The organism is Variovorax sp. GW822-FHT04E09 (assembly GCF_058800845.1).
In genome coordinates this window covers 713,773-729,003 of record NZ_JBXAMR010000002.1, presented here as the reverse complement: position 1 = coordinate 729,003, position 15,231 = coordinate 713,773, and the positions used below count along the sequence as shown (strand labels likewise).

Below are 15,231 nucleotides of genomic sequence, written 5' to 3'. Positions count from 1 at the left end.
ACCCGCCTACCACTTGACTCGCACGCCGAGCGATCCATTGACCGAGCTCTTCACCCTGGCATCGCCGCCCGAGGACCACAGCTTGCCGACTTCACCGTACAGGCTGGTCGTCTGGCTCAGGGCCAGCGTGAAGCCACCCGCGAGTTCGGTGCTGGTGCCGCCGGTCGGTGCCGCGATGTCGGTCGTGGTCGCGCCGTTCACGAAGCGCGCGATGTCGGTGCCGCTCGAAGTCTTGTAGACGTTGACCCGGCCATAGGGCTGCAGCACGCCCAGGCCGGTGTCGAGCTGGCCCTTGACCCGCACGCCCGCGCGGGCGATCCAGCCGCTGTCGGCCTGCGGCTGCGCAATGGCGCCGGCGATGGCCGCATTGCCCAGGTCCATGTGGTGGTGGATCAGCTGCAGCTGCGGCTCGATGCGCCAGCCGCTGCCACCGATCGCGAAGGCCTGACCCACTTCGATCGAGCCCAGCAGGCTGTGGCCCTTGCCGCCCACGCCGGCGCCGAGCATCGGCTCGACCGTGTAGCGGTGACGGCCCGACTGCACCACGGCATCGGCATAGAAGCCGCCGTCGGCGGTGTAGGTGCCGTACACGCCGACGTACTGGCTGCGCAGGTCGTTGCGGCCCACGGCGAGGTGGCGGATGCCGCTGGCAAAGCCGCTCACGCGGGCATCGCCGTCGAGCTGGCCCACGTACAGGCCGGCGCGCCAGTTCGGCGTGGCGAGCAGGTCGGTGCCGGCCTGGAAGCCGGTGAGGCGGCCCTTGCTGGTGGGCGAGACGGTGCCGCCCTGCTGGATGTCGATGTCGGTGGAGAGCACGCGGGCCCAGGCGCGGCGGTCCGATCCGCTCGGTGTGCCCTTCACATCGTCGTCGCCCACGCGCTTGCGCACATCGCCCAGCATCGCGAGGTTGCCCTGGCGCAGTTGGCCCGGCAACGCGGCGTACAGCGCGGCCTCCGGACGGTAGGTGACGACGGGCAGGCCCACCGGTTGACCCGGCGACACCGCGTCGGTGGTGGAGCGCAGGTACCAGTTCTCGCCCGCGCCGCTCGCATCGGCGGCGTGCAGGCGGTACTCGTAGGCGCCTGCGTCGACATGGCCGCCGGCCAGCGAGAAGGCGTCCTTCGTGGTCTGCGCGGTGGTGGTCGCGCCGTTCTGTGCGGTGATGACCTCGATGCCGTTGCCGCTCGTGAGTGCGCCCAGGCCGCCGAGGTTGCCGATCTGCACCTGGGTCTTGCCGCTGGCGATGGCGGTGGGGCCATCGAGCACGAGGCGGTCCGAGGGGCCGGTGCCGTTGAGCGTCGTGCTCAGCTTCAGCACGCCGTTCGTGCCGACGTAGGCGCCTTTGACCGTGAGCGTGGTGCCTGCGGTCGCGCCGGCCAGCGACACAGTGCCGCTGTTGGCCAATGACGCGACGGTCTGGTTGAAGCCCGCCAGGTCGAGCGTGGCACCTGTGGCCACGCTGTGCGCAGAAGCCGCGCTCAGCGTGTTCACCGCGCCGGCCTTCAACGTGCCCTGCGCCACGTTCGTCGCACCGGTGTAGGTGTTGGCGCCCGACAGCGTCAGCGTGCCCGTGCCCTGCTTGGTGATGAAGCCACCGCCGCTGATCGCACCGCTCAGCGTGCCGCTGAACGCGCCGGTGTCGATGACCGGGTCGTTGTTGCCCGTCAGCTTGATGGTGTTGGCGATCGTGAGGCCGTCCGCGCTGAAGCCCAGCGTGGTGTCGTCGTCCATCGAGAGCGTGCCGGTGCCCAGCGCCTGGCTGTGGCCCACGTTCAGGCGGCCCTGACGCAGCGCCGTTCCGCCGGTGTGGGTGTTCTCGCCCGACAACGTGAGCGTGCCCGTGCCGACCTTGACGAGCGAGCCACCGACGCCGGAGATCACGCCCGAGATTTCCGTGTCGGTGTTGAGAGCGCCCGTTGTCAACGCCTTGGCGCCAAGCAGCACGCGGCCCGCCCCGTCCAATGCGCCGATGCTCGTACCAGCACCAGAGAGTCGGGCGATGCGAACCGTGCCGCCCGCCTTGTTCACCACGCGCGCCTGAGCGGCCGTCGCGTCATGCTGCATGTCCAACGTGCCGCGGTCCTCGTTGACGATCGTCGCCTGCCCGGCCGAGCCCTTGTCCCAGAGGTTGGTCCAGCCGCCGGCGAAGTTGGTGATGTGGGCCTTGCCTGCGGTGGCATCGGACGAGACGGTGACTTCGCCACCGCGGTTCTCGATGGTGGCGTTGGCGGCGGTCGCGTTGCCGCGGAATTCGATCGAGCCGGTGGCGCCCGCAACGAGCATCGCGCTGCCGGCCGAGGCGTTGTCCTGGAACTGGACGAAGCCGCCGCTGGCCTGCGGAACATTGCCCGCCGTGATCTGCAGGCTTTCCGCCTGCGCACTGCCGCTGAAGATCAAACCAGCACCGCCGCTCACCGACACCGGGCCGGTTCCGACCGCGCCGGTGGCGCCCACGTTCAAACTGCCGCCATCGACCTGCGTGCCCCCCTTGTAGCTGTTGGCCGCCGTGAGCAGCAGCTCGCCGCTGCCGATCTTGCGCAGGCTGCCCGTGCCGCTCATCGTGCCCGCGAAGCTGCCGCTGGCCACCTGGTCGAAGGCCACCCGGGCGTCATTGACGATGGGGCCGCGCAGGCTGGTGGTGTCGCCCTGCAGCGTGCCGGTGCGCACGAGCGTTCCGCCGGTGTAGGTGTTGGCGCCCTTCAGGACCAGCGTGCCCAGGTCGTCCTTCGTGAGGCCGCCCGCGCCGCTCAGCACCGATGCGATGGTGGCCTGCATCTGCGCCCCCGAGGCCGTGCCGTCGCCGACCTTGATGACGGTGTTGGCGTTGCCCAGCGTCAGCGCGTCGCCGGTGACGACATAGCCGCTGGTGGAGAACTGCGCGCCATCGATGCTGATGGCGCCGCCGGTGTTGTCCACCCGGACCGTGCCGGCCGCGCCGCCGAACAGCGCGAACTGGTTCTGCTTCCAGCCGGTGTTGGTCTTGCCGTTGGCGCCGGTCCAGCTGTCGGACGGGTCGTTGAGGCCGGAGCGGCCGATGCGCCAGGTGCCGGAGCCGCCGCTGATCGTGCCGTCGTTGTAGGTGGAAGCATCGCCGCCCGCGCCGTCCCAGAAGCTGAGCGACACGCCCTTGCTGTTGATCAGGTTGATCTCGCCCAGCACCGACGACTGCACGTGCAGGTCGCCAGCCGCCGTGCCTGCGGGCGCTGTGCCGATGTTCAGGCCGTTGTCGATCAGCGAACCGGTGTAGCTGATCAGGCGGTACAGGCCAGGCCCGAAGGTGCCGCCGGGGGCCTGCGCCACGTTGAGCGTGCCGTCGAGCACCAGGCCGCCGTTGACCTTGACGAGGTCGTTGAGCGGACCGCCTACCGTGCCCGCCTGGCCCAGCTCGTAGCTCAGGAAGGCGCCCGGGTCGAAGCGCAGCATGCCGGTGGTCAGCGTGCCGAGGTTGCTGCCCGGTGCCAGCGTTGCGCCGTTGGCGATGGTGACCTGGCCCGAAATGGTGCCGCCGCCGCTGAGCGTGGCGCCGTTCTTGACGAGCACCGGGCCCGTTCCCGTGGCGCTGCCGGTGGTGTTGTTCACGCGCAGCGTGCCGGCGTTGACTTCGGTTGCGCCGCTGTAGGTGCTGGCGCCCGTCAGTTCCAGCACGCCCACACCGTTCTTGGACAGGGTGCCGGTGCCGCTGATGACGCCTGCGTAGCTCAGGCTGTCCGCGCGGTCGAAGACCAGGTCGCCGTCATTGCTGATGTTCCCCGCGATGCTGCCGGTGGTGCCCCCCGCGCCGATCTGCAGGATGTTGCCGGCCATGACGGTGGTGGTGCCCGTGAAGGTGTTGTCGCCGGTCAGCGTCAGCTTGCGCGCGCCCTTCTGCAGGAGGCTGCCGGAGCCGCTGATGTTGCCGGCGAAGGTGGTGTCGGCGCTGCGGTTGAACACCAGCGCGGCGTTGTTGGCGATGTGGCCGAGGATGCTGCCGCTGTCGCGGATCTCCAGGGTGCCGCCGTCGATGGTCGTGCCACCGGTGTGCGTGGCGTTGCCGGTGTAGACCAGCGTGCCCGTGCCGGTCTTCATCACGCTGCCGCCGCCGGTGATGTCGCCCGCGAAGGCCGCATCGTTCGACCGGTTGAAGACCAGTGCCGCGTGGTTGCTGACGTTGCCGGTGAGGCTGCCGACGGTGCCGCCATCGCCGATCTGCAGGGTGCCGCCGTCGATGGTGGTGCCACCAGCGTGCGTGGCGCTGCCGGTGTAGACCAGCGTGCCCGCGCCGGTCTTCGTCACGCTGCCCGTGCCGTTGATGTTGCCCGCAAACGCGGCGCCGTTGGCGCGGTTGAAGACCAGCGCCGCTTGGTTGGTGACGTTGCCGGTGATGCTGCCGTTGTTGCCGCCGCTGCCGATCTGCAAGGTGCCCGCGCTGACCGTCGTGCCGCCGATGTAGGTGTTCGGGCCCGAGAGCGTCAAGGTGCCCGAGCCCTCCTTGACCAGCGAGCCCGTGCCGTCGATGCTGCCTGCGAAGGTGGTGCTGGCGTTGGCCGACCCGACGGCCAGGGTGGCGCTGCCCAGCTGAACGGCGCCCCCTGTGCCCGACAGGCTGGATGCACGCAGGTTGAAGCTGCCCAGGTCCAGCACGCCGCCAAGCACGGTGTACGCCGTGTTCTGCGACAGGGCCGATGCGGCGCCTGAGCGCAGCGTGCCGCCGCGAACGGTGGTGCCGCCCTGGTAGGTGTTGCTGCCCGAGAGCGTGACCGTGCCGGTGCCCCATTTCGTCACGTCGCCCGAGCCGCTGATGGCGCCGGAGAAGGTGCTGCTGTCGGTGCGGTCGAAAGCCAGCGTGCCGTTGTCGACCACGTTGCCGATGAGGCTGCCGCCGTCGCCGATCTGCAGCGTCCCCGCGCTGATGGTCGTGCCGCCGGTGTAGGTGCTGGCGCCCGTCAGGGTCAGCGTGCCCGCCGTCGTTTTCACGAGCTGGCCCGTGCCGGTGATCGCGCCCGAGAACGCGCCGGACTCTACCGTCGTGGTCTGGGTCGGGCCGTTGCCGGTCTGGGTGTTCAGCGTTCCGGCGCCCTGCAGGTTGCGGAGGGTGACATTAGAGCCGTTCAGGTCGAGCGTGGCGCCGGTATCCACCGTGGTGGAAGCCACGTTGGACAAGAAGAACCCAAGGAAAAAGACGTCTGCCGCCTGCAGCGTGCCGCCGGCCACGACGATCGCGGCATCCGAAAAGAGGCTGCCTCCGCCGCCGCCACTCAGACGGATGGTGCCGTTTTCGGCGGCGCTGCCAAAGACGACAGTCGCCCCAGCGCCTAGGTTCAGGGCACCGCCGATACCGAACGCCTGGCCACTGGCGGCAGCCACTGTGCTTCGCTGACCGCCGGCGAAGTCCAGGCGGTTGGTCAGGTGGAGACTCGAGGTGGCGGTCAGCTTGCCGCCGTCGAGCGTGACCGTACCGGCGCCGAGCGCACCGGCCGTGCCGATCTGCAGCGTGGTGCCTGTCTTGATCGTGGTTCCGCCGGCGTACGTGTTGGGACCGCCCAGCGCCAGCGTGCCGCCGCCGTCGGCCGTGAGACTGCCGGGGCCGGAGATGACGCCGTTCATGGCCAGATGCGCAGGCATTGGGCCGGTGCCGTCGACGGTGACCGTGAGGTCGCCCGTGGGCAGGAACGCGCCTGTCAGCGTCCACCGGCTGCCGCTGGCGGCCTGGATGCTCGAGAAGCCCTGGAACGCGTCGCCCTCGATGTTCGTACCTTCCAGGCGCAGCGTGTTGCCCGTGCCCTGGGCGACCACGCTGCCGTTGAGCACCGAGCCTGCCTGGAGCGTGAGCGAGTTGTTGCTGCCGCCCAGCTGGAGCGAATTGGCGCGGGTCAGTCCGTCGCCTGAAACGCCACCGGAAATGATGCCGCTGTTGACGATGGTGAGATGGCTGCCGACGATGCCCGCGCCGCCCTGCGCATGCGCGCCCGTGTGGGTGCCGCCCTGTGCGCCGCCTTCGCCGTTGCCGCCCGCACCGCCGTAAAACGCGGCGCCGTCACCGAGAGCCAGCCCCTTGCCACCGTTTCCGCCCGTGATCGAGCCGGCGTTGGTGATCGTCACGCCGCCCACAGGCACTACCAGCACGCCCGCGCCGCCCCCGCCACCGGCCCCCGTCAGCGATTGATTGCCCGCGAGCACGTCGCCACCTTTGCCGCCATTGCCACCGACGAGCACCCCAGTCGCCTCGACTTTGAACGACTGGGTGGCGAGCACGCTGCCGCCACCACCACCGCCGCCAGCGCCGCCTCCGACCACCTTGCTATTGAGGACCGCCCCTCCATTGCCGCCACTGCCGGCCTTGATCGTGGAGGTGACTGGCCCGGAACCCGTTCGGACAGAACCGCCACCGCCGCCGCCGCTGCCGTCAGGCGTGTTCGAACTCAATGAGGCCGAGGTGCCGTTACCCCCATCGGCTCCGAGACTGCCGCCGGCGGCCCCCGCGCCCGATATGTCGCCCTGCCCGCCATGACCGCCTTCACCGGTCGTGCTGCTGCCCGCCGTGCGCCCTGCACCATAGCTACCGTTGCCAAGGTAGCCCCCTCCACCCCCATCGCCCCCCGCAAACGCCCCCCCGGCCAGCATCAGCAGCGACGCCGCGCCCGCCGCCCGCGCCACCGCCCGGCGGCTCTTCTTGCCGCGGGCGTGGGTGTTCTCGGAAACAGCCACCCAGGCCCCCAACGACGAGTTCCAGAGGCTGCGATGTGCTTTGTTCATGGGGAGAAAAACCTTGAAATGAGAGGCCGGATGCACCAAAAATGGGCAAACCGTCAGTAAACGTTTATTTTTGTAAATAATTTGTTTCTCACCCATCACCAAAACTAGTTATTCATGCACCCCGCCGCCTTGCTGGGTTTTCGGAAACTTCCGTACGTCCAGCAATCCGGCGCGACAATCCGCCGCATGGCTTCCGCACCCGACCTCCCTCCCCTCAACCGCCAGTTCGTCGCCCACTTCGGCGAAATGGGCAGCAAGTGGGGCATCAACCGCACCGTCGGCCAGATCTACGCGCTGATCTTCCTGTCGGAGCGCGCGCTCAATGCCGACGAGATCGCCGAGATGCTGGAGTTCTCGCGCTCCAACGTGAGCATGGGTTTGAAGGAGCTGCAGGCCTGGCGCCTCGTGCACCTGCGCCACCACGCGGGCGACCGCCGCGAGTACTTCGAGGCGCCGAAGGACGTGTGGGAAATCTTCCGCGTGCTGGCCGAGGAGCGCCGGCGCCGCGAGATCGAGCCCACGCTCTCGATGCTGCGCAACGCGCTGCTCGAATCGCCCACGAGCGACGCCGAGCGCCACGCGCAGGCCCGCATGCGCGAGATGCACGACCTGATCGACCGGCTGATGAAGTGGTTCGACGACGTGCAGCGGCTGGCGCCCGAGACTGCGATGCAGCTCATGGGCATGGGCGCGACGGTGACGAAGGTGCTGACGCTCAAGGACCGCCTCACGGGCGGTGCGTCGAAGAAGAGCAAAGGCCCCGCGGGCGACAGCTGAGTCGCGCCGCGAGGCGAAGGAAACGGGCGAAGGGCTACGCCTTCGCAGCCCTCACAGCCGTTCCTGCCCCTGCGGGGTTTCCGGCATGCCGAGCTTTTCCTTTCGGATGGCCTCGTCGTCCATCAGCTCGTACCACATGGCGTTGAGCACGGCGAAGGCGGCGGCCAGCGGCAGGCCGAGGATCCAGGCGAAGTACCACATGTCTTTTTCCTTCCCGTTTCAGTAGGCGTGTCCGCTCTCGTCGCGGATGGCTTGTTCGTCGACCTTGCCCCACAGCACGTGGTAGACCCAGGTGGTGTAGGCCACGATGATCGGGATGAAGATCGCGGTGACCACCAGCATGATGAACAGCGTCAGGTGGCTCGACGACGAATCCCACACCGTGAGGCTGGCGCGCGGGTCGATCGACGACGGCAGGATGAACGGGAACATCGACGCGCCCACGCTCAGGATGATGCCGGCGATGCCCAGTGCCGCCGTGAGCAGCGCGAGCCCCGGCCGGCGCAGCACCAGCCCGAGCAATGCGCCCAGCGTGCCGACGAAGCCCGCCGCCGGCGCGGCGATGGTCCAGGGGTGCGCCGCGTAGTTGCCCATCCAGGCACCGGCATGCAGTTCGACGGTCTTGAGCATCGGGTTCGACGGGCCCACCGCGTCGACCACGCTGCTGATGCGAAAGCCCCCGATGCCCATGGCCAGCCACACGCCGGCCAGCGCGTAGAACACGAGCGTGAGCACGGCCGCGACCATGCCGTAGCTGCGCGCCCGCTCGGCCACCGGGCCGGCGGTCTTGAGCAGCAGCCAGGCCGCGCCGTGCATCACCAGCATCGCCACCGACACCAGCCCGCAGAGGATGGCGAAGGGGTTCAGCAGGCCGAAGAAGCTGCCGTCGTAGAAGATGTGCATGTCGGCGCCGAAGCGGAACGGCACGCCCTGCAGCACGTTGCCCACAGCCACGCCGCAGATCAGCGCGGGCACGAAGCCGCTGAAGAACAGCACGCCGTCCCAGCGCGCGCGCCACTGCGGCGACTCGCGCTTGCTGCGGAACTTGAAGGCCACCGGCCGCAAGATCAGCGCCGACAAAATCACGAACATCGCCAGGTAGAAGCCCGAGAACGACACGGCGTACAGCTGCGGCCAGGCCGCAAAGACGGCGCCGCCGCCCAGGATGAGCCACACCTGGTTGCCCTCCCACACCGGGCCCACGCTGTTGATGACCACGCGCCGTTCGATGTCGTTGCGCGCCGCAAAGGGCAGCAACATGCCGGCGCCCAGGTCGAACCCGTCGGTCACCGCGAAGCCGACCAGCAGCACGCCGATCAGCAGCCACCAGATGAAGCGCAGGGTGTCGTAGTCGAGGAGTGTGTGGAGGATCATGCGGCGCTCCCGGTCGAGGCAGAAGAGGAAGACGTGGCGGCACGCGCCGGCGGAATGTGCGAGCGGGCATCGCCCTCGGTGGGCGCATGCTCGACCTCGGGCCCCTTGCGGATGGCCTTGAGCATCAGCTTCATCTCGATGATGAGCAGCGTGGTGTAGATCGCGATGAAGCCCGCGAGCGTGATCAGCAGCGTTGTCACGCCCAGGTTCGACACGGCCACCGCGGTCGGCAGCACGCCTTCGATCACCCAGGGCTGGCGGCCGAACTCCGCCACCAGCCAGCCGGATTCAATGGCGATCCACGGCAGCGGAATCGCCCACACCGCCACCTTCAGCAGCCAGCGGTGGCGGTCGAGCGCGCGGCGCGCCGACAGCACGAAGAAGGTGCCGGTCAGCAGGATCAGCAGCATGCCGATGCCCACCATCACGCGGAACAGCCAGAACAGCGGCGCCACCTGCGGCACGGTGTCCCACGCAGCCTTGGCGATCTGCTCGTCAGTGGCCTGGCGCGGGTCGTCCACGTAGCGCTTGAGCAGCAGCGCGTAGCCCATGTTGATGCCGTTGTCCTCGAAGTCGCCGCGCACGCCCTGCGTGACCTTGTCGGTGCCGCCGGCCTCGCGGATCTTCTGCAGCGCGTCGTAGGCCTTCAGGCCCTCGCGGATGCGGGCCTCAGCGCGCTTCACGAGCTCGTCGATGCCGGGCATCACGGTGTTGAGCGAGCGCGTGCCGATGAGGCCCATCACCGCCGGGATGTGGATCGCGTAGTGCGTCTCGCGCGCCTTCTGGTCGGGGAAGCCGATCACGGTGAAGGCGGCGGGCGCGGGCTGCGTCTCCCACATGCCTTCGATGGCGGCCAGCTTCATCTTCTGGTGTTCGCCCGAGAGGTAGCCGCTCTCGTCGCCGAGCACCGCCACCGACAGCGCGGCGGCCAGGCCGAAGGACGCGGCCACGGTCATCGAGCGCTTGGCCAGTTCGATGTGGCGGCCCTTGAGCAGGTACCACGCCGACACGCCGAGCACGAACACCGCGGCGCACACATAGCCGGCCGACACGGTGTGCACGAACTTGGCCTGCGCCACGGGGTTGGTCAGCACGGCGGCGAAGTCGGTCACCTCCATGCGCATGGTCGCGGGGTTGAAGGCCGCGCCCACGGGGTTCTGCATCCAGCCGTTGGCAATGAGGATCCACAGCGCCGAGAAGTTGGAGCCGATGGCCACGGCCCAGGTGGCCGTGAGGTGGCCCACCTTCGAGAGCTTGTCCCAGCCGAAGAAGAACAGGCCCACGAAGGTCGCTTCCATGAAGAAGGCCATGAGCCCTTCGATGGCCAGCGGCGCGCCGAAGATGTCGCCGACGTAGTGGCTGTAGTAGCTCCAGTTCATGCCGAACTGGAACTCCATCACGATGCCGGTGGCCACGCCCATCGCGAAGTTGATGCCGAACAGCACGCCCCAGAACTTGGTCATGTCGCGCCAGATGACGCGCCCGGTCATCACGTAGACCGTCTCCATGATGGCCAGGATGATCGACAGTCCGAGCGTGAGCGGCACGAACAGGAAGTGGTACAGCGCCGTCACGGCGAACTGCAGGCGCGAGAGCGCGACGATGTCAAGGTCCATGGGGCTTCCTTTATGTGTTCTCTGTTCGTTCGTTGCTCGGTCGGTCAACTCATCAATCGGGGCGCAGGCCGCGCAGTGCGGCCTCGAAGGCATCGGTGCCACGGCGCAGGTCTGCGACGATGCGGCCCTGCGCCATGCACACGAGGCGGTCGGCCAGCGCGGCTTCGCGGCGCAGGTGCGTGGCGATCAGCAGCGTGCGCGCGCCGGCCTCTTGCGCCAGGCGCTGCAGCACGTCGTGCGCGGTGGCGGCGTCGAGCGCCTCGGTCGGTTCGTCGAGCAGCCACAGAGGCACCGGGCGCAGCAGCAGCCGCGCGAGCGCGAGCCGGCGCGACTGCCCGCCCGAGAGGCCGAGGCCGCCTTCGCCCAGGCGCGTGTCGAGGCCGGTGGCCAGCGCGCGCACATCGGCATCGAGGCCGGCGGCGTGCAGCACGGACCAGAGGCGCTCGTCGCTCGCTTGCGGATCGGCCAGGCGCAGGTTGTCGCGCAGGCTGTCCTGGAAAAGTTCGGTGCGCTGGGTCAGCAGGCAGGCCGGCTGCGCCTGCACCTGGCCGGCGCGCGGCGTGAGGTCGCCGGCGATCACGGAAAGCAGCGTGGACTTGCCCGCGCCGCTGGCGCCGACCAGCGCGACGCGTTCGCCGGCGTTCAGGTGCAGCGACACGCCGCCGAGCACTTCGACGAGGCTGCCGGGGTGCATGACGGTGAGTTGGTCGACCTGCACGGCCGCCGTCTGCGCAGTGCGAGCGGGGCGCGCGCCCTCTTCCACCGACGGGTCCAGACGTGGAGCCAACCGGCGCACGGCCAGCCACGTTCGTCCCGCATCGAGCGCGCCACGTCGCAGCGCCGCGAAGGGCTCGGTGGCGGTGAGCACGATCAGCAACGCGAGCGCCGCGCCGGGGGCGCCGATGACACCTTCGCTCACCAGCGCGCCCACGGCCAGCAGCACGCCGACCAACGTCAAGGTGCCCGCGCTGCCGTAGGCGAAACCAGCAGCGGCTTCGAGCTTGTTCAGCGCGAGGTCGGCCTGCGCGAGGTGCGCGTCGGCATTCATCAGCGCGGCGCGCTGGGCGTCGAGCCGGCCCGCCATCGCGAGGTCGGCCTGGCCCGCGACCAGGTCGACAGCCCGCGCGCGCAGCGCCTCCACGGCATGGGCGCGCTGCCGCGCCGGTTGCCGCGCACGCCGCGCGATGAGGTACGCCAGCCCCCAGCCGATGGCGCAGAGCCAGAGCGCGATCGCCACGCCCATCCCCACATGCATGAAGCCGAGCACGATGCCCGCCAGCAGCGCCGCGCCCAACGCTGCGGCGGCGGGCACGAACAGGCGCAGGTAGAGCGACTCGAGCGCGTCGATGTCGGACGTGAGCCGGAACAGCAGCCGCGCCGGCCGCATCAGCAGGTCGCGCGCGGCCTCGGGGCGTGCCCAGCCTCGGAACAGCCGCACGCGCAGTTCGGCGAGCACGGCGAAGGTGGCGTCGTGCGTGACCAGCCGCTCACCGTAGCGCGACCCCGTGCGCCCGAGCGCCAGCAGCCGGATGCCCGCCGAGGGCATGAAGACATCGAAGGTGAAGGCCGTGGCCGCATGCAGGCCCGCGAGCGCGGTCGCGGTGATGAACCAGCCCGACAGGCCCAGCAGCGCCATGCCCGCGAGCACGGTGACAGCGGCCAGCAGGCAGCCCAGCAGCAAGGCGCGCGGCTGGGTCGCGAGGAAGGGACGCAGCACGAGGCGCAGGTCGCGCCAGCGGGGGGAACGGGTCGCGTGATTGCTCATGCGGCCTTCTCCACCAGCGGCTCGGGTCCGAGGCTCACCGTGCGGTCCATGCGCGCGGCCAGCACCGGATCGTGGGTCGAGACGATCAGCGTCCGGCCGCGGGCGAGCGCCACCAGTGCGTCGGCCACGCGCGCGGCGGTGGCGGTGTCCAGGTGGGCCGTGGGCTCGTCGGCCAGGATCAGGTCGGCATGCGGATGCACCGCGACGCGCGCCAGCGCCAGCCGCACGGCCTCGCCGCCCGACAGGCCGCTGCCGCCCTCGCCCAGCGCGGTGCCGGGATGGGCCTGCGCCACGTCCTCGAGCGCCGCGAAACGCATCGCCTCGGCGACCTCGGGCGCGCCGATGTCGGCACGGCCCAGCGCCACGTTGGCTTCGACCGAACCGGCGAAGACGTGGGGCTTCTGCCCCATCCACGCCGTGCGCTGGCGCAATGCGGCGGCCGTGTGTTCGGTGAGCGGCACGCCACCGATGGCGATCTCGCCGCGTGCGGCCGGCATCAGCCCGGCCAGCAGCGAGAGCAGCGCGGTCTTGCCCGATCCGCTCGGGCCGGCCAACGCGACATGCTCGCCGGCGCCGATGCGCAATTCATACCCGTCGAAGAGCGGCGTCGACTCGCCGGGCCAGGAGAAATGCAGCCCGTGGACCGTCACCGCCGGCGCGGCCCCTGCCCCAGCGACGCCAGTCGCTGCGCGCGTGACCGCGACGCCCGCGCCGGGCAACGGCAGCGCGCCGCCTTGCAGGTCGTCGAGCGCCTGCAGCGCCGCTTCGCCGGCCGCGCGGTCGTGCCAGACCGCCGACAGCTCGCGCAGCGGCTCGAAGAAGGCCGGCGCCAGCAACAGCACAAACAGGCCTTGGCCCAGGCTGAGCTGCTGGCCCCAGGCGCCAAAACCGAGCGAGCCCAGCAGATGAAAGCCGATGTAGACCGCGACCAGCGCCACGCCCAGCGCGGAGAACAGCTCCAGCACGGCGGACGACAGGAACGCGATGCGCAGCACCGCCATCGTGCGCTGGCGCAACGACTGGGCGGAGGCGCCGAGCCGGTCGGCCGTGGCGTCGACCGCGTCGAGCGCGCGCAGCGTGGCCAGGCCGCGCAGGCGATCGAGCAGGAAGGCGTTCATGCCGCCCATCTCGACCATCTGCGCCTCGCTGGCCGCCTTGGCGCGCCAGCCGACGATGGCCATGAAGATCGGAATCAGCGGCGCCGCCACCAGCAGCACCAGCGCCGCAGCCCACGAGAACCACGCCACGGCCGCGAGCAGGAAGAGCGGCACCACCGTCGCGCGCCAGCGCGCGGGCTGGTAGCGCACGAGGTACGGCACCAGCGCCTCGGCCTGTTCGGCGAGCACGCTGGCCGCGAGACCGGAGGGCGCGCGTTCGCGGTCGAGCGGTGAACCGGCCGCCAATGCGGCTGCGGTCTGCGCGCGCAAGGCCGTCAGCTGCGCCCGCGCGCGTCCGAAGGTGCGGCGTACGCCCCAGGCTTCGCAGCCCGCGCGCAGCAGGCCGAGAAAGAGGATGCCCACCGCCGGCCACAGCACGGCCGCCATGCCCTCGCCGTTGGCCAGACCCTGGACTGCCATCGCCAGCAGCGCCGCCTGCGGCAACCAAGCGAGCGCCGCGACGCCTTGCACCACGCTGCCGATGTCGGGCGACGTGAAAGCCTTCAACGGCGATCGTGGCGGCGATGGTTCTGTCATTCCTTGAGTTTGTGTATTTTCAGTATTTACTGAAAGATTCACAATCATACACAACAGGGGCAGTTCGCGCAGACTGCCCGCTCTGAAGCCCGAAGGCAACAGATTTGCAAAGGAATGGGAAGAAAAAGGGCCGCACCGCAGCGGGTGCGGCGCGCTTCAGTACGACACGATGAGGCCGCTGACGAGCAATGCGGCAAAAAGTGTGCAGACGCTGCGCAGCGACGCCGGCCGGGCTTCGACCCCGCGGTACAGCAGCACCGCGGCGCCCACCGAGAGGCCGAAGGTCGCGACCATGCCCAGCAGGTCGACCCATGGCCCATGCGGCCCCAGGCCCGCCACCAGCGCGTTCACGGCGAGCAGCACCGGGAAATGGATCAGGAACAGCGAATACGAAATGCGCCCCAGCTGCTGCAGCGGCACGGCCGCCGCGGGCCAGTGGGCGGGCGACAGCCACTGCCGGCGCTGCGCCACCGCGATCAGCAGCGCGGTCACCAGCGCGATGGCGATGCGGCTGCGCCAGTCGATGGCAAGCGCGCCCGCCCCCACCAGCGCCAGCAGCGCAACGGCGCTGCACCAGGTGCTGGTGCGCGTGGCGCGGCCGACCCAGAAGGCCAGCATGCCGAGCCCGTAGGCGCCGAAGAAATAGAACGCCGTTTCGTCCAGCCGCGCCTGCCGGTTGAACAGTGCGAGCGACGCCACGGCCACGATGAACACCAGCGCCACCGGCGCCCAGCGCGCGGCCGAAGTGGGTTGTCGCAGCACGGCGGGCAGCCCGACCAGTGCGAGCGCCAGCGCGAAGAGCTGGAAGTCGATCGCCACGTACCAGACACCGGTCGACAACGACTCGTAGTTCAGCAGGTCCTGCAGCAGCAGCCCGTGCGCCAGCAGCTGACCGAGGCTCGGCTCTGCCGGCACCACCTCTTCACCCAGCCATGGCCGCGCCACCTCGGCCACCAGCACGCACACCGTAAGCGCCGCCAGGTACGGCATGACCAGCCGGCCGTAGCGCTGGAAGATCCGCGAGAGCGGCCGGTCCACGCGCAGCACGCCGTCGGGCGCCAGGCTCGCCGTGGCCAGAAAGCCGGCGATCACGAGAAAGACCTGCACCGCGAGCCGGCCGTCGTTCGCGAGCCAGCCGAAGAAATCGGGCGCCAGCACCTGCGCGCCGGCTGGCATCGGGCCGTAGCGCGCCAGGTGATGCCCGACGATCAGCGCACAGGCCAGGCCCTTGACCACGTCGAGCAGCGGCATGCGCCCCTGCCGCGCGGGCACG

8 protein-coding genes are annotated in these 15,231 nt (G+C 69.9%); 1 reads left to right on the top strand and 7 read right to left on the bottom strand.

What is annotated here, in order from left to right; genetic code table 11:
• Positions 1-6 precede the first annotated feature (6 nt).
• Positions 7-6,732 carry an autotransporter-associated beta strand repeat-containing protein gene (locus AC1RL8_RS10785; protein WP_492685273.1) on the bottom strand — a complete coding sequence of 2,242 codons (6,726 nt, stop codon included), beginning with the start codon at positions 6,730-6,732 and terminating at the stop codon, positions 7-9.
• A 186-nt stretch (positions 6,733-6,918) separates the two neighbouring features.
• On the opposite strand from AC1RL8_RS10785, the gene AC1RL8_RS10780 reads away from it, so the two are divergent.
• Complete coding sequence (locus AC1RL8_RS10780; protein WP_307694085.1) at positions 6,919-7,509, top strand: GbsR/MarR family transcriptional regulator; 591 nt, start codon at positions 6,919-6,921, stop codon at positions 7,507-7,509.
• Between the two features lie 51 nt (positions 7,510-7,560).
• Here the strand turns inward: AC1RL8_RS10780 and cydX are convergent, their stop codons facing one another.
• The 6 genes from cydX to AC1RL8_RS10750 form a co-directional block, all read right to left on the bottom strand.
• Positions 7,561-7,710, bottom strand: coding sequence for a cytochrome bd-I oxidase subunit CydX (gene cydX / locus AC1RL8_RS10775; RefSeq protein WP_492685272.1), 150 nt, complete (start codon positions 7,708-7,710; stop codon positions 7,561-7,563).
• Positions 7,711-7,728: 18 nt separating this feature from the next.
• Positions 7,729-8,883, bottom strand: a complete 1,155-nt coding sequence (cydB, locus tag AC1RL8_RS10770; RefSeq protein ID WP_492685271.1) for a cytochrome d ubiquinol oxidase subunit II — start codon at positions 8,881-8,883, stop codon at positions 7,729-7,731.
• A complete protein-coding gene (locus AC1RL8_RS10765) occupies positions 8,880-10,499 on the bottom strand; it encodes a cytochrome ubiquinol oxidase subunit I (protein WP_095744809.1) in 1,620 nt (539 codons plus the stop codon). The genes cydB and AC1RL8_RS10765 overlap by 4 nt, the downstream gene beginning before the upstream one ends.
• Positions 10,500-10,551: 52 nt before the next feature.
• On the bottom strand, positions 10,552-12,264 hold the full coding sequence (gene cydC, locus AC1RL8_RS10760) for a thiol reductant ABC exporter subunit CydC (protein WP_492685270.1): 1,713 nt from the start codon (positions 12,262-12,264) through the stop codon (positions 10,552-10,554).
• Entirely contained in the window at positions 12,261-13,958 is a 1,698-nt protein-coding gene (cydD, locus tag AC1RL8_RS10755; protein WP_492685269.1) for a thiol reductant ABC exporter subunit CydD, read from the bottom strand. The genes cydC and cydD overlap by 4 nt, the downstream gene beginning before the upstream one ends.
• Positions 13,959-14,114: 156 nt before the next feature.
• Positions 14,115-15,209, bottom strand: coding sequence for an acyltransferase family protein (locus AC1RL8_RS10750; RefSeq protein ID WP_062482677.1), 1,095 nt, complete (start codon positions 15,207-15,209; stop codon positions 14,115-14,117).
• Between the last annotated feature and the right edge of the window lie 22 nt (positions 15,210-15,231).

Excerpts from the sequence above, each read along its gene's own strand:
- cydD (WP_492685269.1), bottom strand. The coding sequence starts at position 13,958 with ATGACAGAACCATCGCCGCCACGATCGCCGTTGAAGGCTTTCACGTCG.
- cydB (WP_492685271.1), bottom strand. The coding sequence starts at position 8,883 with ATGATCCTCCACACACTCCTCGACTACGACACCCTGCGCTTCATCTGG.
- AC1RL8_RS10765 (WP_095744809.1), bottom strand. The coding sequence starts at position 10,499 with ATGGACCTTGACATCGTCGCGCTCTCGCGCCTGCAGTTCGCCGTGACG.
- cydC (WP_492685270.1), bottom strand. The coding sequence starts at position 12,264 with ATGAGCAATCACGCGACCCGTTCCCCCCGCTGGCGCGACCTGCGCCTC.
- AC1RL8_RS10750 (WP_062482677.1), bottom strand. The coding sequence starts at position 15,209 with ATGCCGCTGCTCGACGTGGTCAAGGGCCTGGCCTGTGCGCTGATCGTC.
- AC1RL8_RS10780 (WP_307694085.1), top strand. The coding sequence starts at position 6,919 with ATGGCTTCCGCACCCGACCTCCCTCCCCTCAACCGCCAGTTCGTCGCC.
- cydX (WP_492685272.1), bottom strand. The coding sequence starts at position 7,710 with ATGTGGTACTTCGCCTGGATCCTCGGCCTGCCGCTGGCCGCCGCCTTC.
- AC1RL8_RS10785 (WP_492685273.1), bottom strand. The coding sequence starts at position 6,732 with ATGAACAAAGCACATCGCAGCCTCTGGAACTCGTCGTTGGGGGCCTGG.